Origin of the sequence: Legionella gresilensis (assembly GCF_900639865.1) — a bacterium.
Lineage (GTDB): Bacteria > Pseudomonadota > Gammaproteobacteria > Legionellales > Legionellaceae > Legionella_C > Legionella_C gresilensis.
Map to the genome: position 1 here is coordinate 16,587 of NZ_CAAAHX010000017.1, position 25,137 is coordinate 41,723.

Genomic DNA, 25,137 nt, shown 5'->3' on the forward strand with positions numbered 1-25,137 from the left:
AGCTCTCCTTAATAATACTCTGATGCGAGAGCAAACTGATTTTGCTTATATAGGAAAAAGCTAGTTGTATAACCTGGCTTAATTAATTGCTCATCACCAATCAATGCTATGTGTGGAAAGACATAGATTGGGATTTGTGGATTATCTAAGGGTTTAAAGAGTGATTTAATTTCATTAGCTGCTGTGCGAGTATAGCCAGAATAGTGAATTGGTTTTGCTATATTAACAGACCAGTGCTGTGTGGGTTTTTCAATACTTTGCTGGTAAAGCTCACTAACTGTTAGGCCGCCTTCCGGTAGGGGTTGCGTTGATTTGATAGACGACGCACAAGCACTTAAAGCGAGGGCACTAGCGCAAACTAAAATCATGTAATGTTTGTTGTGATTGACCATAATTTAATACTCTCCCGTTGACATCTTTATCGAGGTGAATGGTTTGGGTGATATGAAGTGATAACTGGGTCGGTTTATAACCGACTGGTGTTAAGAAGCTGGCTGGTACAAATACCATATCAAAGCTACCTTGAATGCGCTTTTCAAGCCACTCAGCGCCCTTTATAGAGCTTTGCGATAAGGCGTCGCCAAGTGCATAATTTCTTAACGAGCCTGTTGGTGTGCTAGTACTGCCATTGGCATTAGCGGTATAAGACATTTGCCATTGTGATAAGGCATTGCCAAAGCCTTTCATGCCATCGGCAGTAATCATGGCTGTTAAAACTTGTGGGGCGTTAGTAAAGTATTGTCCTTTAATGCAAGGGTTACCAAAGGCAGTAGTTAGATAGCCTAAACTCTCATTATTAATGAGATCCGCTGTACCGGTCATCTGTTCTTTGCCAACCGTTACAAAGTGGCCATCAGTAAAAACAAATAAAGCAGAGGTAACGTAAGCTCGTACACAGCTGATATTATCAAGAAAAGATCCAACTCCAATAGCATAGCCATTTACTTTCATGCCAGAAATAGATGGAGGAAGCGCAATACCATTGGCTGCCATTAAGTCGCCACGATTAATAATCGCAGAAAAAGGAAACAAAGGTTGCATGAGTTTTCCTTCGACAGGAACTTCGCCAATTAAGGCAGAAAGTAAAGTGGTATGCCCTAAGTCAGATCCTGCAGGAATGGTATAATAAGGAATAGTGGTTTTTTCTTTCTGCTTTTTAGAAAAAATCAATTTCTTAGTAATAGTTTTCGGTCTTGAGCTAAGACGTTCCCAGTAAGCTTGTTCAGCCTGATTACTTTCTTGCTTCATCAATAGTTGGTCAACATCTTTAAGCAAAGTATTAGTTGCTGGTTTTGAGACATGGGTAATTTCAACGGGATAGGCTTCAGACTCTGTTTCACGAGCTGATTTTAACGCCTGTATTTCCTCTTTTAATGTATTTAATTCTTCAATTAAGTGCGCATCAGGTAAGGATTGACTTTCTAAGGCTTTATCGTTTGCTGTTTGTTGCGCTTTCTCAAAAGACAATAACTTTTGCTCTGTTTCTTGTAAGCGGGCAGCAACATCGCGAATATTGTCATTAAATTGACTGGCAATTGCTTCATTAAAATTATTGGGATTAGCTGTTTGTTCATTAGCTGGCGTTACTGCATGATGATTGTTTAAGACTATTAAAGCAGTAATGCCAACTACACTTCCTGTTAGTACTTTTAGGCCTAAGTTTTTTGTCATCGCACAAATTCCTTATCTGCAGTAAAAGCATCATTGAAAGGGCGCTCGGAGACGAGGAATAAAGTGGTAGTATCATTTTCACCACGAGGCTCTAGTGTATTAGTAGGGTAAAAAGATGCTGTTTGCCAATGCCCGAGCAGGCGACGAAGATCTAAGGTAATTTCTTTCTTTAATAGGTTTTTTAACTCAACTGCAGTGACATAAAGGCTTCCACCTTGCCACGAAATTAAGGGATAGGCTGCAACACTTGCCCCGTAAACAAGGTTAATTTTACGTTGTGTTTGCATGGGAACGCGATTAACGCCTTCTGGAATAATTAGAAGACGAGCTGGCGCGTAAAGAGATTGGATTGCAAAGCGAGTGAGTGTAACGGCGTTAAAATCAAAATCAACAGTATTGTCTATTTTGTCATGTTCACTATTATGACTTTCAAGTAGTACGTCAATCGGTTTTGTAGCTACAATATTTTCTGATGCAGATAAAGTTAAGATAATAACGTCGCCCTGTGGCATCAGTTGCACTAGCAAGCGCTGATTAGTAAAAGGTTCTTTAGCTTTTAAATAAAGGCTATCTTGTACTTTCAGTACAGCTATTTTTTCATCGGCTTCATTATCAACAATACTAATGGCTTGTGGAAAATGGATAAGCCGCTCTTCGTTTAAGGAGAGCGTTATGGGAATGGGTGTTTTATCCCAAAGAACATGGTCAGCATCGAGCGCAAATGTATTAATGCTACAAACTAACATCATTAAGGCAATTAAAAATTTAAATCGAATCATGTGATTTATTCTCCAGGGGGTTAGCAAGCAGGTCTTCTATTAATTTTTCAGGTTGAGTGTAGCCATCTAGTGCTAATTGGAATGGATTCTCGAGACGAGATAAATTAACTTTAACAACACGTACGTGGTAGTCGACTACTTTATCAGCGATAACAACCGGACTATTATTCTTTAGGCGTTGTGTAATCCGTAAAACAAGGTGTACTTCCCAGGTATTATTACCAAGCGGTTTAACATCACCATTTTCAATAAAGCGATAAAGACTTGCTACTTGTGTCCTATTAAATAACTGGGCATCTTTATAAGCTTTAAGCGTTTGATCTAGAAGCTTGCGGTGTCGGGTTGTAAAATAATAGTGAAAACCGGCAAGATTAGTAGAAAATTCTTTTTTGCCACCATTTGACCACGTGTTTAAAGCTGGCATAAGGGTCGCTACAAATCCATGAACATACTCTGCTGGAATATGTTCTGCTTTGATAAGTCCGCCATTAGCTGCCATGCTAGGCGAAAGCCAGAATTCATAGCGTTTTGGTAAGGAGTAAAGCGTGATAATCAGCCCTAAAATTATCACCAGCAATGAGGCAGTGAAGGCTAGCATTAAGCGATTTAGTTGATTTAGGCTGTCAATTTTTTGCCAATATTTAAACATCATGTTGATCTACCAATTTACTTGTTTGCCAGACACCTTGATAGTAAAGATAAGGTGAGCGTTTAAGACCTAACCGTATAAAAAGAAGAAGTGTTTTTTTCATGACATAACCATATGGTTTGCCTGCTTTGATATGAGCAATCCATTTAGGAATAATGGTTATTGCTAAAATGAACCCCAATAAAAAACCGACGCATCCTAAAGCCAGTGGATAGCCTAAAAGTAAACCAATAAAAACTAATAACAGACTTGATGTTGGCGTCGCTATTAAAACTATCCAAAATAATTCACGTAAGCTTAGCCCTTTATAGGCCTCATAATCGTGAGATAGATGCCTTGAGGAAGGTCGGTTTATCATATTGGCCTTAAATTTTAAATTTAGTGATCATGAGATAGCCGACATAACCCGCAACGATACTTATAGCGAGGTAGGTAATGCCCATAACGGCAAACATGCCGAATGACACCATTGACCCATCGTTCTTTTTAGCTTCTTCTATGCCATGTTGCACAGTAGTGATGAATTTAATGAAGCTAATAACAGATGCAATAAAGAGTAATAGACCTAGACCTTGTTTGACGTAGTTACTAGTAACAGTCATCAAACTTTTATTACCATCGCTGATGTCATCTGCATTAGCTACTTTAGGAAACCAATTATCGGCTAGTAACGCTGGTGCATAATTTAAGCCGATAAAGCTCAGACTTAGTCGCTGTGTCCATTGTCTTAATTGGCTGAGTTGATTTTTCATAGTTAATTCCCCTTAACGATTAAAATGAGTATAAAAAGACACAGTCCTATGACTAAACGCACAAGGCGTGAGCCAAGAACAATGAGGAATCCTTCTTGCGCTTTTTCAGCGCTATCCATGAAATAATTAATGCACCAAATGACAGCGATAATAGTGAGCATAATAGCGATAAAGCGAATGCAACTTGAGAAAGTGCTAGCAGTTATATCACCGGTAGCTTGTCTGAAACTTTCTGTAAATGTCTTCGCAATATCTACTTTGTTCATGCCTATCTTCCTATAAAGTCAAGCGCTAATGGCTTAACTGTTTTAGGTTCTATTGCTGGTTTGTTAATGTAGTCAATTAGCGTGTTGCGAATTTCTAATAAATCCTGACGTAAGCCGGGATGGAAATTGCCATCAGCGCTCTTAAAAGAATCAATATGAAATTGTAGGCGATTTGTAGGATCTACTTCCTTTTCTGCTTCATCTAGCAAAGGCATAATGGCATTAATTTGGTTAATTACGCGCACTAAAATTTGATTTAACGCTGCTTCACTCGCATACAGACAGGAATTAAATGTCAGCGCAAAGAATAAAAGCCAATATTTCATTTCATCTCCTATAAATACTTTTTAAAACGGCTAGCGGTTATTGAGACAATTACACTCAAAAAAATACTGACAGGTACAAAAACCAATGCAGGATTCACACTAATAGGCATAGCTAGCCATAATGCTAAAAGCAGCAGTAAACCGTGTCTAAAATAGTGATTTAAGCGGTGAAAAACATAAGATGATTCTCGCCCAAGAGATGCTGTGCGAATGGCGCGTTGATTTAATCCATCAACTAAACCGGCTGTTGTAGCCATAGCGAACAGAGGAATGCTTGCAACTAAAATCATGACCTTAACGTATATTACAGCGGTGGTTATACAGATAAGGCTCCAGATTTGTTGGACTACTTGAAATACATTTATAAAAAGATCATCAAGATCAGAATCTGCATGAGTCAGCAGGTTATCAAATTTACTTTTTATAAATATACCTGTACTTTCTATTTTTTTAGTTAATTTTTGTGTAGGTATGCTTTTTACTTTAGAGTCAATGTAGTTAGCAATTGAAGCATCATTAAACTCTGAAACGGCAGAAGACTGCTGGCTAGCCAGTTTGTAAATACGTTGCCAAGCTGTATTAAAATCATTTAATCCCCAAAGGCTTAAACTCCAGCCTAATAAAATTAACCAACCTAGAAAAATAAGTAAAAGTAGGTTGAACACCATTCTTTTTGAACGCTTTTGTTTAACCTTTTCTACTGCCATATTTCATCCTCATGAGCAATAAAGGGGTAATGACTTTCATGAAACATAATCAGCAGTTCATCAACGTTAGCAGGTAAGAGCGGGGCTTTAATTAAGCGTTGAAACTCCTCCAAGCGGTTAGAGTTATCAATGTTGGTTATAAATCCAATAGCATGCTTTTCTTCTAATTCATGGGCATGTTCTTTAAGCCAATTAAATGAGAAAGGATCGCCACCGAGAATAAAAAGAGGTTGAGAAAGATGAGTAAGATCTATTTTTCGTCGCTTAATATGACCTACCTGGGCTTGGCTATTTACAGGTAGTCGAGCATCTAGTTTTTCCTCTAATTCTAAAGATTCAGCACTAACCTGATTATGTACTGTTTCTGTTTGATGGCTAAAGCAAACAGTTGCTATTAATAAGCTGACTACAAATAAAGATTTTGTTTTCATTTAAAATCTCCCTAAGTCGACAATATTGGATTTGCCATTTTTTGCTAGAAGTAATAAAGGCGTGAATTTATTTTTTATCTGAAGAGAATCAAAATTTAGAGCACCATGGTTAAGGGTAATACGACCACTATTGACTAATTGCTGTGATAGTTGGTGCTGGTTAGCCCATAATTGAATCGCCGCATCATCACTTTCTAATAACATGATGTGTAAGTAAGTATTAGGCGTACTATTGATTGCATCGATAATGCTTAAAATAATACTTACAACTGAATCATCAGGCTTAATAAAGAAATATAATATATCGCCTTGGCTTAATTGTACGGGCTTATGTGCATAGGGTGAGTAGGGCGTTGGATCAAAATTTCCAACGACGGGAATATTAGCAAAAAGTTTATTATAAGCTTTATAAAAAGCATTATTCCAAGCAATATTTTTTGCTACTTTTTGAGCTTCTTGCTCTGCTGCAAGTGTTGCAAAATAATTACGTTCTATCTCATTACGAGCATTAATACCTAGAACGTCTAAGGGAGTTAAATTTAATCCTTTGTAGTAAAGCTGACTTCTATTTTGCATTAGAAGTACGTAGCGTTTTTCTTCTTCCAACGTCAAACCCCAAACTTTAGCTTCATGTATTTGGTTAGGATTTAAAACAAGTTCATTAATATTTTGATCAGAGGTTATGTCTTCTTGATTGGTAGTTAAACCGGCGCGAGCTAACGTTTGATCTTGTATGGTCAATGGATTTAAATTTTCAGAGCTAATGCCGGGAATAAGCAGTTCAGCTTGTGCTGTTTGATTTATTAGCCAGATGAGCAACAGAATTTTATTTCTAACCATGCTGCTCTCCACTTTCATCAAGCTTCACAACAACATGTTCTTTATTTTTATTTTCAAACTCAACGCATTGCTTACCAAAATCAATATGTAAAACATGCCAACCTGCTAATGAATCCCCTTTTTCTAAAGGAACTGTTTTGTAGTCATAAGATACATTGATAAGATTAACATGTTGGATGTTATCAATACTTATAAGTTGGAAAGGTAGAGCAGAGATAGGAAGATAGTGAATAGGATTTTGTTTCTTATCTATGGAGTTTACGACCTGATGGATATTTTCTAATTGTTTTTCTACCTCATTGCGATTATTAGTTAGCAATTGATACTGATTAATTTGGGTTTCACCATTAACTTTAAGCTGATCGATTTTGGTTGTTAACATATCTAGCTCTTGATTTAATGAGGTTAAATCAATTTTTTCACTTGGCTGCTTTAATTGCTGGTGGATACTGTTAAGCTGCGATTGAATATCGTTTAAGATAATCGTTGTAATTCGAGTATTCTTATTAATTGCTTCGCTTTTATTTTTAATGACCAGGCCTTCACTAGCAAAAAGAATCATTAAAGTGATAAAGGCTAAATGTTTATTAATGCATTTCTTAAGGTAAATCATATTTAACCCTTTAATTGATGTTTAATGGTTTGTTGATAAGCAGGTTTTAATTGAAAATTAACTTCGCGTTGTAAATGATCTTCTACCAGGGCAAACACTTGGGTCCCAACTAATATTTCTAACCCTTCCTTTACAGAAATAGGGCCTAAATTTCTTTGAGTTTGTGGTAGCTTTTTACCCATTACAATTTTTAATATATTGGGCTGTTTCTCTTTAGGTGCTAGCGTGTAACCTGAATATTGCAGCCAGTAGTCGACTGCATCGGCAATTGTTTTAATATCTTGTGAAAATCGTATTTGCTGTATTGCAAGAAGAGGATTAATTTGTGCAGGTAATGGTTTATTAGCAACAGTTGTGTATCGATTAATTTGACTAACATTGGCAGCTTGAGCCATTAATGCAACTAAGCTCAATGAAATAAGTATGAAAATTTTAAACATACACAAACTCCAGCCGGGCTGATGCCCGGTTATCTAATTTGGTTTAGTTGATATTTCTGGTGTAGCTATTAGTTGTAGACTTTCCCTTTTTTTAAGAAAAATCTCCTTGCGATCAACATCGATATGCTTAGGGGCTCTAATACCTACAGCGATATTTCCTCTACGAATATATAAAATCTTAATTTCTATTTGACCTTTGTCGATTAGGATTTGTTCACCAATTCGGCGGGTAAGAATAAGCATGAAACTCTCCTTAATTAACCTTTTAAAATGTCTAACATGGCTTTAATGTTTAATTCAGCTGCTTCTAAAAAGGCTTGCTTATCAAATTCTTCGGCTGATTTGCGAAATATATTTTTTTGAGAAATTGATTTGCAGCATTCAATAAATTGCGGCAGTGTAGGTGGAAAGTGATGGCGCTCACGAAATATCAGTAAGGCATCTCTAATAGTTCGATTATCAAAACGCTGTAAAGCAGAAGACCATTCTTTTTTAGTAACTATGAGTGCATGTTCATTTTGAAAGCTACTCCACCAGATATAGCCATAAATAGCACCTAGGCGAGTAAATAGTGTATCTATACGTTTATCTTGTATTTCAGTTTTTTCTGAGGAGAAAGACATTTTCTGGATTTGATCGTCTTGGCTCATCTTCGTCAAAATCGAAGTCGGCGCCTGCGCATTCCTTCCAGAAAAATTCGCTTGTAGATTTTTTTCGAGAATATGTTGTAGTTTTTGCATGTTTACGCTCCGAGGTTGTAATAGGTGTAAGCTCGTCCTTCCAGCATTGTTGAGCGAGCCAGTTAGCAGGATATTTCCAAGGTGGAACCCATTGGCCAGCTAGTTGTAACTCATCATGGTTTTTGACCTGTGCATGAAGTGCTGTAAGTATTTCGCTTAAGAGGGTGTCATCGGGGTTAATCTTTTGAAACTCTTCTTGAGCTTTGTCTTTAGATTTTTTATGTGGATAATTTGACCAAAATTTTTCGAATTTTTGTAAAAGATATAAATAATTATTATCTTTATGAGGTGTGACGGCTTTTTGCAATTTACCCATGCTGGCTTTTAAAAGTACTGCTGATTCTACACCCGTATTTTCAAGGCATTTGTTAGTATTTAAGGTGATGGTTTGGGCTGACGGCTTTGTGACGGCTTTTTTTTGAGCAAAATAATCTAACGAAGCTAATAAGCATTTTAAAATTAATTTTTCATTTGTTGATTGCAGCCGAATTAAACCAGCCCGTTCAAGGCCAGCAAGTGCACGTCTAACTTGTGCGCGAGAATAAGTTACACTCTTTATTCCTTGATGGGACTCAACAAAAAGTTGTTCAGCGATAGATTGATGGCTAATACCCCGATCAAGTCCAACAACGCCTGTCTTTATATTCATGTATGGCTTAATGCCTCTTAAGTAAGCAAGCTGCTGTACATGTGATAATTCATACAGTGCTGCTAATTCTTCTCCATTGATCATGAAGTACATTGCATCCTCTTACATTTTGTAGTCCAATTACACATCATTTCGGGTAGAAAGAATGGTGAAAAACAATTTAATTAACACTAAATGTGTATTAATACTCAATTCGAGTATTTAGGATTAAACATTAACACATATTGAGAAGTAGTCAATATCTGATATGATGTTTTTGAACGGTATGGATCGTGAGTAACTTATGAGTATTAAAGAGAAAATAGGAAAGCGTATTAAGGATGAACGCCTAGCAAAAGGTTTAACTCGAAAAGGGTTAGCGGAATTAACGAATGACCTGAATGTTTCGCGTATTAATAACTATGAACGTGGTGAAAGAACGCCAGGTCCGCTAGAAATAAAGCAGCTTGCTAAAGCCCTAGAAGTATCCGCAGCGTTTTTAATGTGTTTATCAGATGACAAACAAGGCGCCTTGAAAAAATCGCCTGGTTTAGGTGCTTTAATTCCTATCTTAACTTATCAACAAGCCTGTAACCCAGTTAAGTATATTGATCAAATTAAACAAGATACTTATTCAGAAAAAGTAGATTTAATGTCTATTTCGCCAAAGCTAAGTGAGCGAATTAGTGAATATGCTTTTGCTATAGAGGTGCAAGATTTAAGTATGATTCCAGAATTTAGGGTAGGGGATATTCTTATTATTGATCCACAAATATTACCCAAGCCTGGTGATTTTATTGTGGCTCAGCTCAATGAAGAGAAAGAAATTTTAATTCGTAAATATAAACAGCTTTCTGCTACTAAGATGAATCCTGAGTTTGAGTTAATTGCATTAAATGAAGACTGGGCAAGAATATCAGTTAGTTCCGAGGTGAGCATAAATATTATTGGAACAGTAATGAGTTTAAATAGAACAATGAACTAAAAAGTAATTAACTAGAAGATTTAGAGTTAATTTAATTTATTGAAAATCAGTTGAGAAAGTTACATGACCATCATTTTAGAAACAAAAAGGTTAGTTTTGAAAACGATGGCACTTAAAGATTTAGATTCTTTATTTGCTCTTCGCTCTGACCCTTTGGTAATGAAATATATAGGTAGTGGAAACTTACAAACGAAAGAGCAGGTCAAAGAGCTCATTAACCTTGATCAAAATTATTTTAAAGAATTTGGTTTAGGTTTTTTTAATGTTTTTAATAAAAGTGATGGTGATTTTATTGGTCAGGCAGGGTTGTTTCATTTAGGTTTTGATGTTAATCAGCCGGAAATTGAAATAGCTTATCGTTTGTTTCCAGAATATTGGCTCAAGGGTTATGCGACTGAATTAGCTATTGCTTTAATTAAATGGGGTTTTAGAGAAAAGAAGCTAGATAGAATTATTGCTATGGTTCATCCTGAAAACGAGCAATCAAGGCGAGTATTAGAAAAATCTGGGATGAGCTATGTTGAAATGATTAGTTTTCGGAATAATCGGCTCCACTGCAAAAACAAACTTCTGAATTATACTTGAGCAACTTACTCATGAGTTTCTTTCCATTAAAAATCCGGAGTTCAAATGGCGTCATTTTGATGGAGAGGTTATTCTGCAATGCGTACGCTGGTACTATAAATATGGAATTAGCTATCGAGATTTAGAAGAAATGATGGCAGAGAGAGGCCTGTCCATTGATCATACAACACTCTATCGCTGGGTTCAGCACTATGCCCTGAGCTAAACAAACGACTAGACTGGTATAAAAAGCGTTATGCAAAGCGGTGGCACCTCGATGAGACCTATATTAAAGTAAAGGTGAATGGAAATACCTGTATCGAGCGATTGATGAAAGTGGGCACACGATTGATTTTTATCTGTCGCATCGTCGCGATGCTAAAGCGGCGAAAAGGTTTTTGAAAAAATTAATAAAGAGCAATCCTACCTGTGACGTCAGTATTATCAATACAGATAAGAATCCAGGTTATAATTACGACATAAATGAATTGAAACAGGAAGGAAGTCTCTCTAATCAAGTCACCAGCAAATCAAATATCGTAATAACCGCTTAGAAGCTGACCATGGCAAGCTCAAACGCCTGCTTAATCCTACGCTTGGATTTCACTCTATGAAAACCGCTTATGCCACTTTTAAAGGGTTTGAAATCATGCGCATGTTTAAAAAAGGACAATTTAATATCTGGATGTATGGTAATCGAAATGAAGTCTCTTTCATCAATGAACAGTTCGGAATTTACAGTTGAGATCTACCTAAAATTTAACTTTTCTTAGCTTTGATAATTTTTGCAGCGCGGCCTATTGAACAACTCTGGAAAATAATAGCTTGCGGATGTCATTTAACTTAATTACCAGAAAAAGCTATAATTCCTGATAAATCCAGTCCTTCTCAATTTAATAAATCCTACAAACAAAGCTGAACAAACTGTTTTTTATAATATCCGAGCTGCTTAGCGAACTCTTTAGCCCTTTTTCGAGCTAATAAAATGTCTTTTGTATTTGATATTACACAAATATTATCAAAATAAGCTTAACACTTTAGCACATTTAATTTGAGACATTGATTTGCTTTGACAACGACTAAAAGATAAATAAATTTTATAATCTTGATGATGAAGTTTCAAAGAAATGATAAATCCACCCGAAATTAATCAATTTGATTAATTTATATACTTTTTGAACTAATAATGATAATATAACCCCAAGTGATTAATTATTCACAAGGTAATTAAAAGCACAATAATGCTAGCAATGAACCTTGGTAATCAGAATTAACCGTAATGAGGAGATATTATAATGCAATTATCACCCAATGGACTTATATTAATACGCGTAGACTCAAGTGATATTGCAGTTGATGGCTCTTTTATTATTCCAGAAAGCGTTAATACAATAGGTGATGGCGCCTTTTATAATTGTCTAGCATTAAAAAAACTAATTATTTCAGATAAAATAAAACAAATTGGTATCAGTGCTTTTGAAAACTGCAAAAATTTAGAATTTCTTAAAATTTATGCCAGTATTACTGAGATTTGTGCGAAAACTTTTGCTCACTGCGAAAAATTACGCATATTAGTTTTGCCTTCAAGTGTTACTAAGATTAGAAGTGAGGCATTTAGGAATTGTCAGGATTTATGGTGCCTCATCCTCCCGGATGGTCCTCTTTACATTGAATATTCTGCCTTTGCTGAATGTATAAACTTAAGAGCTTTAGTTCTTCCAGCCAACGCCCCAACTATTCATCGTTATAGCAGCGCTAGATCTAGTATTATTCATACTGAAGGTAATATAGGGCAATATATGTTTGGAGAGTGCCGAAGGTTAGAAACGCTTATCATTCCTGATGGGACAGAGGAAATTGGTAATGCAGTATTTAATAACTGTGAAAACCTACATACTCTAGTTATCCCGGAAAGCATTAAAGAAATTAGCATTCATCCGAGATATTGTACTGATGATGGGGTTGAGGGCTGGGATAGTGTACGTAATATTATTATTGTTAGCCAAGATGTAGAGGCCATAGCACGTATTACCAGTTTATTTCCACCTACATTACAAACCAAAATAACCAACATCGATGTAAATTTAGGCCAAGAAGCTAGCCGTATTCGCAAGGCACAAATGGCTAGAGTCCTTAATGCCCCCCAAACTAGTCCCCTTTTTCGCTTCTTTACTAGTGAAAAGCTGGACACGGAAAAACCAAATAAAATCCAAAGAGAGCGAGAAATGATAAAAATGTACGGGTATTTGTCGCCAGAAATACTAGTCTATATAAATAATTTTTTAGCTGATGAGAATCAATTTGCTCGGAAAGCTAGAATCATGATGCATATTATCCCTTTACCAACTAATAAAGCACAATTAGTAGCATATGAAGAGAAAATAACAGCAATCGCTAATTTATGTATAGAAAAAGCTACAATCGATAAAGCAAATGAGTTAGTTCAGTCGAAACAAGAAGAGGTTGAATCGCATACTCGGTGCTCCTTTGGTTGCCAGCTAATGTAAAAAAAATCGAGCTATAAGATAACGCCCATAGCCTACACTAATTTGATAATTACTATTTTTAAACTTAATTTTCATATGAGGCATTAGAATCTAAATTATTATCTTGATGATTAAGATCATGATCTCTTTTTGAAAAAAAAGTAGGCTTTTGATTGGTTACAAAATAAGTATCTTTTTCTTCATTGACATCTAATTTCCTTTTTTTGTACGTTACTTCCGCGTTACCTACATATTTTTCTAATTGATAAATTTCAGGTGAGTCAATTTTGGAAGTATATAATACCTCAGTAGTATTATCTTTAATATTAATGCAACAGGATAAATAAGCATAAACCGAGCTACACAAGCGAATATCTTTTATGGTGATATTATTTTCTGTAATAAGTGGTATATATTCTGATAGATTAGTTGGAAGCCCGCCTACGAAATAATAACTAATTTCTTTGTTGGGATAATCTTTTTCTATTTCATCCAAACGATCTTGAAAATCATATGGATCATGAGAAAGAAGGATTTTGTCAAAATTATCTTCCTTAATTATCGCTATGATACAAACACAGGGAAAAAGACCAGCGGTACCACAGTATTGCCCATTTTTTAAAATAAATTCAGACACATTCCCTTGTAACACATTCCTATCACCGCTAATAATAAGATTCTCTCTAAAAGCTATTTTTGAAACTTGAGTTCCCAATTGCTGTTCTCGTTCATGATACCATAAAATATATTTTTCTATTCCGGCTCTAAACTGCATAATATCTTGAGAAAAATCTTGCCAATCCCTGTATGTGTTATCTTTATCCTCTTCTACAAAAAAGACAAAGTCATCCAGTATTTGAACAAAATTTTTCTGTATATTGCTTTCCATGCCAGGATTAAACATTAATTCAATTAGGAAATAATCAGCATCCTCATATAAATATGTATTTTCTATTAAAGAATCATTACTTAATTTGTCAACATGATTAGGCAGATTATCTAAGAGAATTTTGAATAGCTGGAATTTGACATACAAATCAACGAAGCCATTTACAGGATTATTTTCCAGCTGATTAATTTGCTGTATAAGAATAGCCTTTTTTTCATCGCCATAAATTTTATTAAATCTACTAAAATTTAATATTTTAAATGTCCTAATTTTTAAAAGCTCAATTTCTGTGTGTTTTTTTAAAACCTCCGCTTTGATAAGTCCTGGCTTTAGTTTATCAAAATGCTTAATGATATAATTTAGCATTTCTAAAAAATTTTCATGTTCTTTTGGAGGTTTTTCTTTAGAGAGTATAATATTTTGCTTAAGCCTATTAATAATTTCTGCCTCATTAACTTGCTCACCAACAATAAACTTTATTTGCTCAATAAGAAATTTTTCATCAAATTCCATTAATTACTTAAACTAAAGGGAATAGCTTAAATATAGCACACTAGTTTCATTATAAGCTGAAGAAAGTATTTTTAAGGGCCGATTTAACTCCATTTGCTGATAATATTGAGGCCTTATTTTGCAACTCTATATGACCTTCATTTTATTCAATTTTTTTTATTAAAATATTTAATTTTAAAAAACGTATATATTTTTTATTTTACTTTCTATAATCAACCCAATACTTTTAAATATGTCGATGCATTGAAATCCTAGTAAAGCGTAGCTTATTAACCTCTTTTCTCTATGACTAAAACAATATCTAAAGAACATGATTTTTAAACGCAGAAAATAGCCTTCTAAGCCATTACATTCATTATAGTTGCAGTAATATGATAGCCTTAAAATCCCTATCAAATTGAGGGTGATTTTATATCTTCTTCTGTTGTTTGCGGTTGCGATTTTTTCATACTAAATTGTGGCCATGAAACAACGCTTGGTAGAGATTTTTTCTCTCGCCAAGCACCAATAGTTTCTGGCATGACTTCCGGATTAGTATGGGGAATTGCATAGTTATATTTCTCTTTTGTTTCTAGGGTGAAATCGACTGAGTTTAAATGCCTTTGAAAATTAAAACTGGCATAAAGATTTAAAATATCACTCATCAGCTCACCAAATTTTCTAGACCAACACGTACCTGATAAGTGATGATAAATTTTATACTCATAACTTTCTACTGCTGCAGCAATGTGTTGGCAGAATTCTTGATTTGCGTTTACTGTTAACTTCTCTCTTTCTAAATTATAGTAATCTACTGCTGCCTCTTTTAAGATTTTTTTAAATTTTATCAACTCATTTAAACTAAAAAAGATACTATTTTCTTTATCACAATCAAGAGAAATTAAATTAATATCTTCTTCTAAAAGTTGAGTAGCCTTGGTTAACTCTAAATTATTTATATTTATTCCAGTTTTTGCAAATGAGGGCGAAATAATCGGCGTAGTCCGCAATTCATTAATTAAATCTCTTATTAACAAGTTAGCATGTAATAAAGTAGTTTTAACTAAACCTGTAAGAGAATCACGCAAAACTTGATGATATTGCTGTCTTATTTTATCTAAATTAAATTCAGTAGTAGGTTCAAATGAAAATGCATCAACATCTGTAAGCTTGTTAATAAGAGTAAAACCCTCATCATTGTTGTTGTCAGAATTAAGCTTTACATGCTGTTGAGCTTGCGTCAATTTCTTATTTTTCTCTTTTGCTTGCGCTACAATCTGTCTCTGAGTCGATTGTAAAGTTTTGTTTGGTGGAGGCATGACTTTATTTCCATGTAAATATTATCAGAGTGCTCATATTAAGCATAAAATAAATATTTTTTCATTAGTATTATGCATGCATTGCGCTGATAACATTTTAGCCATTAATCAACATCAAAGAGGCCCTTCATCAAGCCTTAACAAACAAGTTTGAAAAGACTAAAACAGTAGAACTGACTACGGGGAATTGGTTGTCCTAAACGATTAATAAAGTCTATTAAATTTTGATCTAGCACCGCACTATAATTGCTATCACTGGTTAATGCGTCCTAGTTAAAAAACCTAATTTATTCTCGATCTAAGTTAGGCACTAGCAACAAATCCTGTAGTAAATCTGCAGCAAATAGTGTATTCACTTCTCCTGCCCATTTATGTACAAACATTTTACTAATCTATTCAATCCAGGAATTCTTTAATCAGTGAGCCAGGGAAAAAGAATGAGGATTTGCTGCAAATTTTGCAACTGGCATCAGCAAATGCCCCACTTCTAAAAACCTTTGTAACAAATTACAAGGTGTTATTAAACGAGCAATTACCTTCTAATAACCTACAGCCTAACTTTTAAGTAAGGTACATATTGAATTTGCGTCTTATTTATCAAGCCCTGTCTTGCAATAATTAGATGTTCCATCTTAAATAAGGTTTTTTTGTGAGACACTCAATATTTTTTTAGATTTTAGTAGTAAATTCTAGATTTGTTATTTCTTGCAACAAAGAGGTGCCAAAGCTGAAAATTAATTAAGATTTGCTTGATAGCTTTCTTCTTTAGTTAAAATAGCCTTAATGAGAGATAAACATGTAAGTTGATTAGGAGCAAGAGTTACCTTAAAGAAATGATTTTTTTGCCCTGCTTGCAACTCTTTTTCAAAAAGCTCTATTTGATGTAATAGTGCTTCTGCATCTAAACTTTCTTGCATTGCATCTACTTCATTAACCAATTTGTTTAAAGCCTTTATATCATGACCGGATTTCACTGATTCCCTCAACGTATTTTTTAAAATAAATAAGATACGCTGCTGGGGTAGCAGTGAATGATAAATGGTTTTTTCGTTAGTGTCCTTGGGCAGCAAGTAATTTAGCACCTGCATTTTGAACTCAGGGGTCAACTTGAGAAGATGTGCTGACAATTGAGTAAAAGGAATAAACCTCATTTTTGTTTCTTTTATTGCTTTATTTCGCTCTAAATAAGTTTCAATTAACTTTTTTTGCTCGTTATTAACCAGTGAAAGATTGGTTACTTTAGTAATAGAATAATTAGTTTTTAATAATTCTAATAAACAAGTAATAGACTTTTCTAAAAGCTTTTTATTCATATTAATAAAAGAAAATTGATTGGGTGAATGATATCGCGATAAAACTTTTTGTAGTTGCTGAGTAGAGCCGGATGCTGCAGCATAATGCGTTATATTGAAGCCATACTTGTTTGTTTCTAAAAGTTGCTCCGGATAATTATTTTCAAACCATGTTAACGCCTCAACATTGCCTGACAATGCAGCATAATAACCAGGCATGCTACCTGACTTGTCTCTTTTTAAGAATTCGTCGGGATAATTCCTATAAAACCAGTCTAGTGTTTGAGTAAAGCCCATCCAGGCAGCGTTAAAAACTGGACTAATTCCATTACTATCTCTGATAAGTAACTGCTGAGGGTAATGAGCTTGCATCCAAGTTAGTGCATCAGCAGAGCCAGATAAAGCTATGTAGTGGCCATGAGTAACGTTCCCATAACTTCTCTCTAGTAATTGTTCGGGATAATTTGCTTTGAACCAATCTAAGGCTTTAGTACACCCAGACATTGCAGCATAGTGACTTGCATTTCTACCTTTACTATCTCTTTTTACTAATTGTTCAGGTGAGTTCATTTTAAACCAATTTAAAGCGTCAACATTTCCAGCCCAGCTAGCATAATGAACTAATGCCGCTCCTACATTATCTGTCGCCTCTTTATATTNAAAATTAATTAAGATTTGCTTGACAGCTGTCTTCTTTAGTTAAAATAGCCTTAATGAGAGATAAACATGTAAGTTGATTAGGAGCAAGAGTTACCTTAAAGAAATGATTTTTTTGCCCTGCTTGCAACTCTTTTTCAAAAAGCTCTATTTGATGTAATAGTGCTTCTGCATCTAAACTTTCTTGCATTGCATCTACTTCATTAACCAATTTGTTTAAAGCCTTTATATCATGACCGGATTTCACTGATTCCCTCAACGTATTTTTTAAAATAAATAAGATACGCTGCTGGGGTAGCAGTGAATGATAAATAGTTTTTTCATTAACGCCTTCAGGCAGTAAGTAATTTAGCACCTGCATTTTGAGCTCAGGGGTCAATTCGTGATGATGGTCTGACAATTGAGTAAAAGGAATAAACCTCATTTTTGTTTCTTTTATTGCTTTATTTCGCTCTAAATAAGTTTCAATTAGCTTTTTTCGCTCGCTATTAACAAGTGAAAGATTGGTTACTTTAGTAATAGAATAATTAGTTTTTAATAATTCTAATAAACAAGTAATAGACTTTTCTAAAAGCTTTTTATTCATATTAATAAAAGAAAATTGATTGGGTGAATGATATCGCGATAAAACTATTTGTAGTTGCTGAGTAGAGCCGGATGCTGCAGCATAATGCGTTATATTGTAGCCATACTTGTTTGTTTCTAAAAGTTGCTCTGGATAATTATTTTCAAACCATGTTAACGCCTCAACACTACCTGACAATGCAGCATAATAACCAGGCACGTTACCTGAATTATCTCTTTTTAAGAATTCGTGGGGATAATTCCTATAAAACCAGTCTAGTGTTTGAGTAAAGCCAATCCAAGCAGCTTTGAAAGCTGGACTAATTCCATTACTATCTCTTATAAGTAACTGCTGAGGGTAATGAGCTTGCATCCAAGTTAGTGCATCAGCAGAGCCAGATAAAGCTATGTAGTGGCCATGAGTAACGTTCCCATAACTTCTTTCTAATAATTGTTCGGGGTAATTTGCTTTAAACCAATCTAAGGCTTTAGTACACCCAGACATTGCAGCATAGTGACTTGCATTTCTACCTTTACTATCTCTTTTTACTAATTGTTCAGGTGAGTTCATTTTAAACCAATTTAAAGCGTCAACATTTCCAGCCCAGCTAGCATAATGAACTAATGCCGCTCCTACATTATCTGTCGCCTCTTTATATTCTTGTAGAAAATAGTCAGACACAGTTTTAGATGAGCTAAAAAACATCAATTGCCATGAAGCATCAACGACTAATGGATATTGATAAAATTGCATGGCAGGCTTTAATCGTATGTAGGCCTCATAGTAATTAAGCTGTTCAATCAAAAAAGTACAGGATAGGCCTAAATCAATTAATCGTGCTTTATAATCTAAATTAGTATTGTGCATAATAGACTTGCTTTATCTAAATTAAAGACACTTTATATCATAAGTTATTGAAAAACAAATAAATTGCAAGGCTAATAAATAAGTTATTAAAAAATAAAGTTTTAGTATTATTAGTGAATTAATAGCTTATCTATTGCTTTCAATTTTTTGGTGGAGAAAAAAGTAAACTATCAGTCTATCTTTGGACTTGTATGTTTTAGCTGGCATTATAATTCAATGCCACAATAATAAAAAACGTTCAGCAATCGTTAATCAATTTAAAGAGAGTATTGAAGTTCTTTGGCTCCTCTGCAGCTCTAAACTTAAATTCATGAATTTATAACTCAAGGTGTTAAGGTCAATTGTATTTAGTGCAAAGCATGGAAAACCTTTGATAATTTAATCTAAAAAGTAATAAGCTTTTTTATTACAATTCAATGCTAGGTAATGTCAATTATTATACTTTCTATTTATCTAGGGCAAACAATAATTATACTTAAGCTAAATATTCATACGTTATCTATACTTTTATTAAGTAACAAGTCAATTTTCTCTAAATGTTAAGTTAAATAGTTATTGTAGGCTGCTAGTTTTGTAAGGAAAATTTAATTAATGAAAAAAAGGGGTTTCAAACAAAAGTTTTTAGTAAATATCATTAACTTTCAATTTTTTTTGAAAAGGTTACTAATGAGCAGGTTCAATTACTTTATAAACAACTTTCTAATTTTATATTGATAGTTGAAAGTTTAATAGCGACAGGGCTATGTGTCGTTTTATGGCACAAAAACAATCAACTTTTACTTATATCTTGGCTGTTATATATGTATTTAATCTTAGGAATTGCTCGGGAGTTTTCTTCTTCGAGCTTATCAAAAAAGTAAAAAACAGCTCTATAATTACTGGTTAAATCTATTTTGCCTAAACATTTTTCTTTCTGGCCTTGGTTGGGGTAGTAGTAAAGTAAAGAATATAAACTTTTTTTAATTAATTTAACTAGTAAAGGATCTTACTTGTTGGAAAATAGTTAAAAAATCCGGTGATTTATTTGATAATTTTAAAGGTGGTGTTGCAAAAACAAGTCTATAAGTATCATACTTGAATTTGGGTAGTCTCTATGAGTTTTAAAAATGCATCTGATTTCAAATGGCATCACTTTCATGGCGGTCATTTTGCAGTGCGTGCGCTGGTATTGTAACTTAATAGAATCTCGATAAACCTCTTTTTTAGACTCTATAATTAAATTTATGGTAATAATTTCACTATTTCTTGTTAAAAAGAACTTATCCTTAATTAATAATTAAGTTAATTAATTAGCGGCGAAGTAGAATGGAGTTTATCTTCACAATTTTCTTTTATGATTGGATTTGGATTGCCTAAAAATAGGTACCGATTATTAGCATGGCCGGTTTTATTCTCATTAGTTGGCGAGTCTTTAGCTTGCTGGGTAAGGTGTTTTTTTTCTTCCGTAATCCAGCATTCAATTTGACTTTTTAGCATAGGAAGTGTCACTACACCATTTTTTAAAACCTGATTATGAAATTCTCGAATATTAAAAGCTTCTTTAAGCTGCTCTTTGGCTAAATCTCTTAACCTTTCAATTTCAAATTTACCTAACATATAGGAGGTGGCCTGCCCAGGCAACATAATATATCTATCTACTTCTGCTCCAATAAGCACATCAGAGAGCGTGGTATGTTTTTTAAGGTATGAGATAGCTTCTTCCCTAGTCCAATTCATTACATGAATCCCGGTATCAACTACTAAACGTGCTGCACGCAGTGCTTCATTAGATAACAAACCTAAACGAGAAATATCATCAATAAATAGACCCATTTCATCTGCCAATCGCTCTACATAAAGTGCCCAGCCCTCACCATACCCGCTGTTCCATAAATATTGATTTAATTCAGGTATTTTTTCATCTTCGACTTGCAAGGCCATTTGAAAATGATGGCCCGGAATTAACTCATGAAATAGCGTAGATTCTTGGTCAATTCGGTTTATTTTATTAGGTTCATAAGTATTAATATAAAAAACGCCTGGCTCTTTACCATCCTTACTTGGTGACCTATACTCACCAGGGGCGCCAGTTTGTGCCTTATAAAGTGGGTATGGGCGAATGACACCTTCAGATTTAGGCATCATATCAAACCAAGCAGATACCTTCTCTTTGACTCTGTTAAGCGCTGACAGGTTATAATCTAATATCTCTTGCTCCGTGGAAAAGGTATTTTTAGGGTCATTCATGACTGCTTGAAAAATTTCAAACATAGTACCGTATTTACCAATTTTAGAACCAATATCTTTCGTTTCCTTTTCTAATTTCTCCATATAATTTAAGCCCAGCTCATGTATTTGCTGAAAGCCAATATCTAACGTAGCTTCCTGTTTGACCTTGACTTGGTAAGCTCTTTCTCCTGGAGGTAGAGCAGAAATACCAATTTCAGTTCTGGCCATAGGCAAATATTCATTTTGTAGAAAATCATTAAATTGTTTTAAGGAGGGATTAATTACCGAGTAAATCAACCCCTTTATTTTTTCTTTAAACGCCTCATTATTACTGCGCTCAGCCATAGAATAAAAGGGAGACTTTTCAATTTCTTCAGTAATGATAAGGTTAATTTGATTTATTACTCTCTCAACGGCTGGCTTAGGCGCAGTAAAACCTTGACTAGCGCCTTTCTGTAAGTTAGCAATTTGAGCCTTGACAACTTCGGAAAAATTACACCAACGATTTAAAGCTTTAGTTTGATGATCTTCCGTTTCGACTGGCTGAAGATCGGCAACATCAGTCATAAGGACATGCCAACCATCTAGTGGATTTACGTCCCAAAGGTATGTCTTACAAATACGGCTGTCTTTTTTTGCCTCTAAATGTTCCTTTAATAGGGAGTAGCTCACCTGCTCTTCATCATTTAATTGGCTAACATCTATTTGGTTAAGGGCCAATAAAACACGCTCTTCTTCTTGTTCCCATTGCAAAATGCCTGTAAGTGAAAAATCACAAAAGCTATCAAGCTTGGCATCAGATCGATAGTTTAAAAGTGCCTGCTCAGGGAAATGCCTGAAATAATTTGTCTCATATTCTGTAATAAGTGTAGAAAATAATGTCATTATTCTTTCCTTTGATAAGTTATCACAGCTAGCTTATCTTATATGCTTATTCTTGCTTACTAATTTATGGCAAGGGATGAGAAGCTGCCTTTGACTTTAAATTTTAATTAATTGGCTAAAATAAAGTTAATAATACATACAATGCTTATTATTTGAAATGTACACTAATTTGGGGTGCAATAAAATTAAAAATAAGTAGTTAGTAACGATGAATTTCTATACGGTTATGGTATATTAAAATTTATTATTCCTGCTGCCGCAATTGGCAGTGTTGTAGGAGGCGGTATTGGTTTTTTTGCAGATAGTCAGCGTAAATCTTCACAGTTTGCTGAAAGTAACTATTCTGCTGGGTTCCCCTCTATAAATATATAAAATAGTGGCAGCGTTTTAAATATTATCAAAGAGGCTCTGTTACAAAAATGACTATTAGCTTATAAATTACTTGCCTTATAATTCTATAATGCAATATTTAAATACGCTCTGTAAAATCTACCTTTAAAGGGCGTTATTTCATGGTGATATGTACGCTGGTGCCATTAACTATAGGGATTTGTAGGAAATAGTAACGGAACATGGTCTTGAGCTGGAGCATACAACCCTATACCGTTTGGTTTGCCGCACGCCCCTAAGCTTAAAAAAACGCTCGAATTGCATAAGTAACGTTATGCCAGGTGGTGGCACTTAGATGAAACGGTCGTGTTGCAAAAATAAAAAACTAAAAAAATACAACTATAGGATTTCGTTTAGCTATAGACATGAAATAATTGTTTAATAGAGACTTCATTACTAGCGCCATACATTCCCTGTTGAATTGTCCTTTTTTAAAACTGAACCATGAAAATAGCGCCATTTGAAATCTATGGGATTTTTAAAACTCATAAAAGTAACTAGCTAAATCCTTTTAGTATACAGTTATCTTATTTTTTGCAACATAGCCATTTTTGCAACAGAACCTCAATTTAACTAACCAAACTTGAAGCCAAAAAGAAATTATTCTTTTAATGTTAATAGCAATAGCAGCCATGTATCCTTGAATGTTCAGATTTTCCAAGCCACGATAATGGGTAAGATTTAGTTCATGAAAATTTTTAAGCTCATTTATGACACCTCCAATCTTACACATCCGCTAATATAGCTTTTGCTTATTACCTCGGTAAGAAATTTTTATAAGATTACCAAGCTGCTTAGGCAACCCATATTCGCTTAAATTAAATGGAATTTTATTAAATTAAAACTAATATTTTTTATTATAACAATCTTGTACCGGCTTAATACGTGAGCTAAAGTAATTTTTTTGTAAGGAGTTGTGAGCAATGTCAAAATTACATGATATTTTCCATGAAAAAAATTCAAATATCAATCGCAGTCAAGCAGTAAAAGATCTTATTCAATGTGAAAAGCTTAATATTAATGAACAAGATAAGAATGGGGATACTATATTACATCTCATGGTAAAGGACATGTTCGATCATTATTATAATCCTTATATGAAAGGCCCATTTTATATGGATGGCGTAAACTACAAGGGACCTGGTTTTCTTGATGATCTGGAAGTTTTATTAGCTATGGGCGCTAATCCAACTATAAAAAATAACGATAATTTAACACCTGTAGATCTATTATTTACTGAGCCCAAAAAAGGATCAGTTGTAGATATATCTGATTTAAGAGATTATTTTATTTTAATACAAAAATACTATCCCCATTTTTCTATCATCATCCAGCTAATAGAGTACGGTGCTTATCGTTCATCTGATAATAAAAAGAAGTGGCCAGAGAGCACATGGGTTTCTCCCTCATGGCTGAACGAAATCCTGCCAACGGCAATTGATGAAAGGTATCTTTCTTTAGATTGTTTAAAAGAATTAATACAGTGGATAAATAAGGGAGAGCTTAGAAAAATTGGTACAAAAATTGAAACTGTCAATGAAATATCTAATCGCTTAATCAAGCAAATGAATATTCAGATTTCAGAACCATTTATATTGGAGGTAGTTGAAAAATTAGTGAATGCGCCAAGGAATATTATTCTAAGAGGAATGTTAATTAATGATCCTATATGTCCTATATTCAATCAAATAGAACATCTTAATAATTTTGATACAACCAATTTATTAACTAAAGATCTAAACAAAGAATTTGAAGCATTGCTCATTGAGTATAAGCAGAAATATAAGGTTCTAAATGAAGTTAAGGCTCATCCTGAACCATTAAGCGAAGAAGAGTTAACTTTATTAAGACCTATTGCTGCAACTTTAGATAATACTCTTAATTATAAAATAATGCCGAAAGCATTTAAAGATTTTAATATGCGCTCCAATTCTTCCCAAGAACAAAGATTTATGGAAACACGGTGGAATTTATTCAAGCAAAATAATAAGCATTATCAAAAAGTGATTGAAGATTTAAAACAATCTAAAAATAATATTTAAAAAGTTTTAGATAAATAGATAATCCCATAATGCTCCTTTGCGATGAATTTTCTACTAATACTGCGCGCCATGGAAGGCTGGGCGTTGTCGCAAAAATTTTGAATTTTGCTAGAGTCAGTAATTTTTCAGGTGTGTCCGGCCATGCTCAGTTTCAAATGGAAACATTTTAGGGCGTGTTGCAAAAATAATATGGTTGTATATTAAGCTAATTTAGCTGGTTATTCCTATGAGTTTAAAAAATTCATCCGTTTTCAAATGGCGTCATTTTCATGTCGAAGTGATCATGCAATGTGTACGCTGGTACTGTAAATACGGCATCAGCTATCGGGATTTGGAGGAAATGATGGGAGAACGTGGTCTTGAACTGGATCACACAGCAGTAGGTTTTGTTGCAAAAAATTTTCCCCATTTTTAAAGTAGGATTTTAATGTTAAATAATAACTAATCTGACTTTGTAAGTAGGAATTTAGCTAATTGGTTTAGGTTTCATTATTATTGTAAGTGAAAAAATTTTTTGAATTTTACTAAATTAATTTTTTTGCAACAGAACCATATTATGTTGGTATCAAAAAGGATCCGGCCTGTAGCAAAAGGTAGCGTATAATTAAATGGAAATGAGATATGAAAAACCCTAACCGTTTAATATTGATAGCA

Annotated in this window: 25 protein-coding genes and 2 pseudogenes; 6 read left to right on the forward strand and 21 right to left on the reverse strand. The window is 34.2% G+C overall.

Features of this window, described 5'->3' with window-relative positions; all coding sequences use genetic code 11:
• Nucleotides 1–8: 8 nt before the first annotated feature.
• Genes E1P04_RS15510 through E1P04_RS15585 form a run of 16 tightly spaced genes read right to left on the reverse strand, consistent with a single transcriptional unit; the run spans nt 9 to nt 8,947 of the window.
• Nucleotides 9–392, reverse strand: a complete 384-nt coding sequence (locus E1P04_RS15510) for a TIGR03751 family conjugal transfer lipoprotein (RefSeq protein WP_131783800.1) — start codon at nt 390–392, stop codon at nt 9–11.
• On the reverse strand, nt 349–1,671 hold the full coding sequence (locus E1P04_RS15515) for a TIGR03752 family integrating conjugative element protein (RefSeq protein WP_131783801.1): 1,323 nt from the start codon (nt 1,669–1,671) through the stop codon (nt 349–351). Before E1P04_RS15515 ends, E1P04_RS15510 begins: the two co-directional genes overlap by 44 nt.
• Nucleotides 1,668–2,450 carry a TIGR03749 family integrating conjugative element protein gene (locus tag E1P04_RS15520; RefSeq protein ID WP_131783802.1) on the reverse strand — a complete coding sequence of 261 codons (783 nt, stop codon included), beginning with the start codon at nt 2,448–2,450 and terminating at the stop codon, nt 1,668–1,670. The genes E1P04_RS15515 and E1P04_RS15520 overlap by 4 nt, the downstream gene beginning before the upstream one ends.
• A complete protein-coding gene (locus E1P04_RS15525; RefSeq protein ID WP_131783825.1) occupies nt 2,437–3,099 on the reverse strand; it encodes a DUF2895 family protein in 663 nt (220 codons plus the stop codon). Before E1P04_RS15525 ends, E1P04_RS15520 begins: the two co-directional genes overlap by 14 nt.
• Nucleotides 3,092–3,454: a TIGR03750 family conjugal transfer protein gene (locus E1P04_RS15530; RefSeq protein WP_131783824.1), complete on the reverse strand. Its 363-nt coding sequence runs from the start codon at nt 3,452–3,454 to the stop codon at nt 3,092–3,094. The genes E1P04_RS15525 and E1P04_RS15530 overlap by 8 nt, the downstream gene beginning before the upstream one ends.
• Before the next feature lie 10 nt (nt 3,455–3,464).
• Nucleotides 3,465–3,851 (reverse strand): hypothetical protein, encoded by a 387-nt coding sequence (locus E1P04_RS15535; RefSeq protein WP_207386047.1) that lies wholly within the window; start codon nt 3,849–3,851, stop codon nt 3,465–3,467.
• A 2-nt stretch (nt 3,852–3,853) separates the two neighbouring features.
• Complete coding sequence (locus tag E1P04_RS15540) at nt 3,854–4,117, reverse strand: hypothetical protein (protein WP_131783803.1); 264 nt, start codon at nt 4,115–4,117, stop codon at nt 3,854–3,856.
• A 2-nt stretch (nt 4,118–4,119) separates the two neighbouring features.
• Nucleotides 4,120–4,443 carry an RAQPRD family integrative conjugative element protein gene (locus tag E1P04_RS15545; protein WP_131783804.1) on the reverse strand — a complete coding sequence of 108 codons (324 nt, stop codon included), beginning with the start codon at nt 4,441–4,443 and terminating at the stop codon, nt 4,120–4,122.
• Nucleotides 4,444–4,451: 8 nt separating this feature from the next.
• The gene (locus tag E1P04_RS15550) at nt 4,452–5,150 is read right to left on the reverse strand and encodes a TIGR03747 family integrating conjugative element membrane protein (protein WP_131783805.1); all 699 of its coding nucleotides are present in this window, start codon (nt 5,148–5,150) and stop codon (nt 4,452–4,454) included.
• On the reverse strand, nt 5,141–5,581 hold the full coding sequence (locus E1P04_RS15555; RefSeq protein WP_131783806.1) for a PFL_4695 family integrating conjugative element protein: 441 nt from the start codon (nt 5,579–5,581) through the stop codon (nt 5,141–5,143). The genes E1P04_RS15550 and E1P04_RS15555 overlap by 10 nt, the downstream gene beginning before the upstream one ends.
• Nucleotides 5,582–6,421: a TIGR03759 family integrating conjugative element protein gene (locus E1P04_RS15560; protein WP_131783807.1), complete on the reverse strand. Its 840-nt coding sequence runs from the start codon at nt 6,419–6,421 to the stop codon at nt 5,582–5,584. It lies immediately after the preceding gene.
• Nucleotides 6,414–7,034 carry a coiled-coil domain-containing protein gene (locus E1P04_RS15565; RefSeq protein ID WP_131783808.1) on the reverse strand — a complete coding sequence of 207 codons (621 nt, stop codon included), beginning with the start codon at nt 7,032–7,034 and terminating at the stop codon, nt 6,414–6,416. The genes E1P04_RS15560 and E1P04_RS15565 overlap by 8 nt, the downstream gene beginning before the upstream one ends.
• 2 nt (nt 7,035–7,036) lie before the next feature.
• Entirely contained in the window at nt 7,037–7,474 is a 438-nt protein-coding gene (gene pilL2, locus E1P04_RS15570) for a PFGI-1 class ICE element type IV pilus protein PilL2 (protein WP_131783809.1), read from the reverse strand.
• A 33-nt stretch (nt 7,475–7,507) separates the two neighbouring features.
• The gene (locus tag E1P04_RS15575; RefSeq protein ID WP_131783810.1) at nt 7,508–7,717 is read right to left on the reverse strand and encodes a carbon storage regulator; all 210 of its coding nucleotides are present in this window, start codon (nt 7,715–7,717) and stop codon (nt 7,508–7,510) included.
• A gap of 14 nt (nt 7,718–7,731) precedes the next feature.
• A complete protein-coding gene (locus E1P04_RS15580; protein ID WP_165482818.1) occupies nt 7,732–8,097 on the reverse strand; it encodes a Vir protein in 366 nt (121 codons plus the stop codon).
• Nucleotides 8,072–8,947, reverse strand: coding sequence for a hypothetical protein (locus E1P04_RS15585; RefSeq protein ID WP_242604489.1), 876 nt, complete (start codon nt 8,945–8,947; stop codon nt 8,072–8,074). Before E1P04_RS15585 ends, E1P04_RS15580 begins: the two co-directional genes overlap by 26 nt.
• 199 nt (nt 8,948–9,146) lie before the next feature.
• Between E1P04_RS15585 and E1P04_RS15590 the strand changes: the two genes are divergently transcribed.
• The 4 genes and pseudogenes from E1P04_RS15590 (at nt 9,147) to E1P04_RS15605 (ending at nt 12,898) form a co-directional block, all read left to right on the forward strand.
• Nucleotides 9,147–9,827, forward strand: coding sequence for a helix-turn-helix domain-containing protein (locus E1P04_RS15590; protein WP_131783813.1), 681 nt, complete (start codon nt 9,147–9,149; stop codon nt 9,825–9,827).
• A gap of 63 nt (nt 9,828–9,890) precedes the next feature.
• Nucleotides 9,891–10,412: a GNAT family N-acetyltransferase gene (locus E1P04_RS15595; RefSeq protein WP_131783814.1), complete on the forward strand. Its 522-nt coding sequence runs from the start codon at nt 9,891–9,893 to the stop codon at nt 10,410–10,412.
• A gap of 25 nt (nt 10,413–10,437) precedes the next feature.
• Nucleotides 10,438–11,136 (forward strand): annotated as a pseudogene (locus tag E1P04_RS15600) (IS6 family transposase).
• 550 nt (nt 11,137–11,686) lie between these two features.
• A complete protein-coding gene (locus E1P04_RS15605) occupies nt 11,687–12,898 on the forward strand; it encodes a leucine-rich repeat domain-containing protein (protein ID WP_131783815.1) in 1,212 nt (403 codons plus the stop codon).
• Between the two features lie 64 nt (nt 12,899–12,962).
• On the opposite strand, the gene E1P04_RS15610 is transcribed toward E1P04_RS15605, so the two are convergent.
• From E1P04_RS15610 to E1P04_RS15630, 5 genes are all read right to left on the reverse strand, one after another.
• On the reverse strand, nt 12,963–14,279 hold the full coding sequence (locus E1P04_RS15610; protein WP_131783816.1) for a hypothetical protein: 1,317 nt from the start codon (nt 14,277–14,279) through the stop codon (nt 12,963–12,965).
• 392 nt (nt 14,280–14,671) lie between these two features.
• Entirely contained in the window at nt 14,672–15,577 is a 906-nt protein-coding gene (locus tag E1P04_RS15615) for a hypothetical protein (protein WP_131783817.1), read from the reverse strand.
• A gap of 734 nt (nt 15,578–16,311) precedes the next feature.
• Nucleotides 16,312–17,439, reverse strand: coding sequence for an ankyrin repeat domain-containing protein (locus tag E1P04_RS15620; RefSeq protein ID WP_131783818.1), 1,128 nt, complete (start codon nt 17,437–17,439; stop codon nt 16,312–16,314).
• 94 nt (nt 17,440–17,533) lie between these two features.
• Nucleotides 17,534–18,958 (reverse strand): ankyrin repeat domain-containing protein, encoded by a 1,425-nt coding sequence (locus E1P04_RS15625; RefSeq protein ID WP_131783819.1) that lies wholly within the window; start codon nt 18,956–18,958, stop codon nt 17,534–17,536.
• Between the two features lie 1,281 nt (nt 18,959–20,239).
• On the reverse strand, nt 20,240–22,051 hold the full coding sequence (locus E1P04_RS15630; RefSeq protein WP_242604490.1) for a DUF885 domain-containing protein: 1,812 nt from the start codon (nt 22,049–22,051) through the stop codon (nt 20,240–20,242).
• Nucleotides 22,052–23,364: 1,313 nt separating this feature from the next.
• Here E1P04_RS15630 and E1P04_RS15635 point away from each other — a divergent pair.
• Complete coding sequence (locus tag E1P04_RS15635) at nt 23,365–24,483, forward strand: ankyrin repeat domain-containing protein (RefSeq protein ID WP_131783821.1); 1,119 nt, start codon at nt 23,365–23,367, stop codon at nt 24,481–24,483.
• Between the two features lie 226 nt (nt 24,484–24,709).
• Nucleotides 24,710–24,865 (forward strand): annotated as a pseudogene (locus E1P04_RS15640) (IS6 family transposase); the annotation flags it as partial.
• Nucleotides 24,866–25,137: the final 272 nt, after the last annotated feature.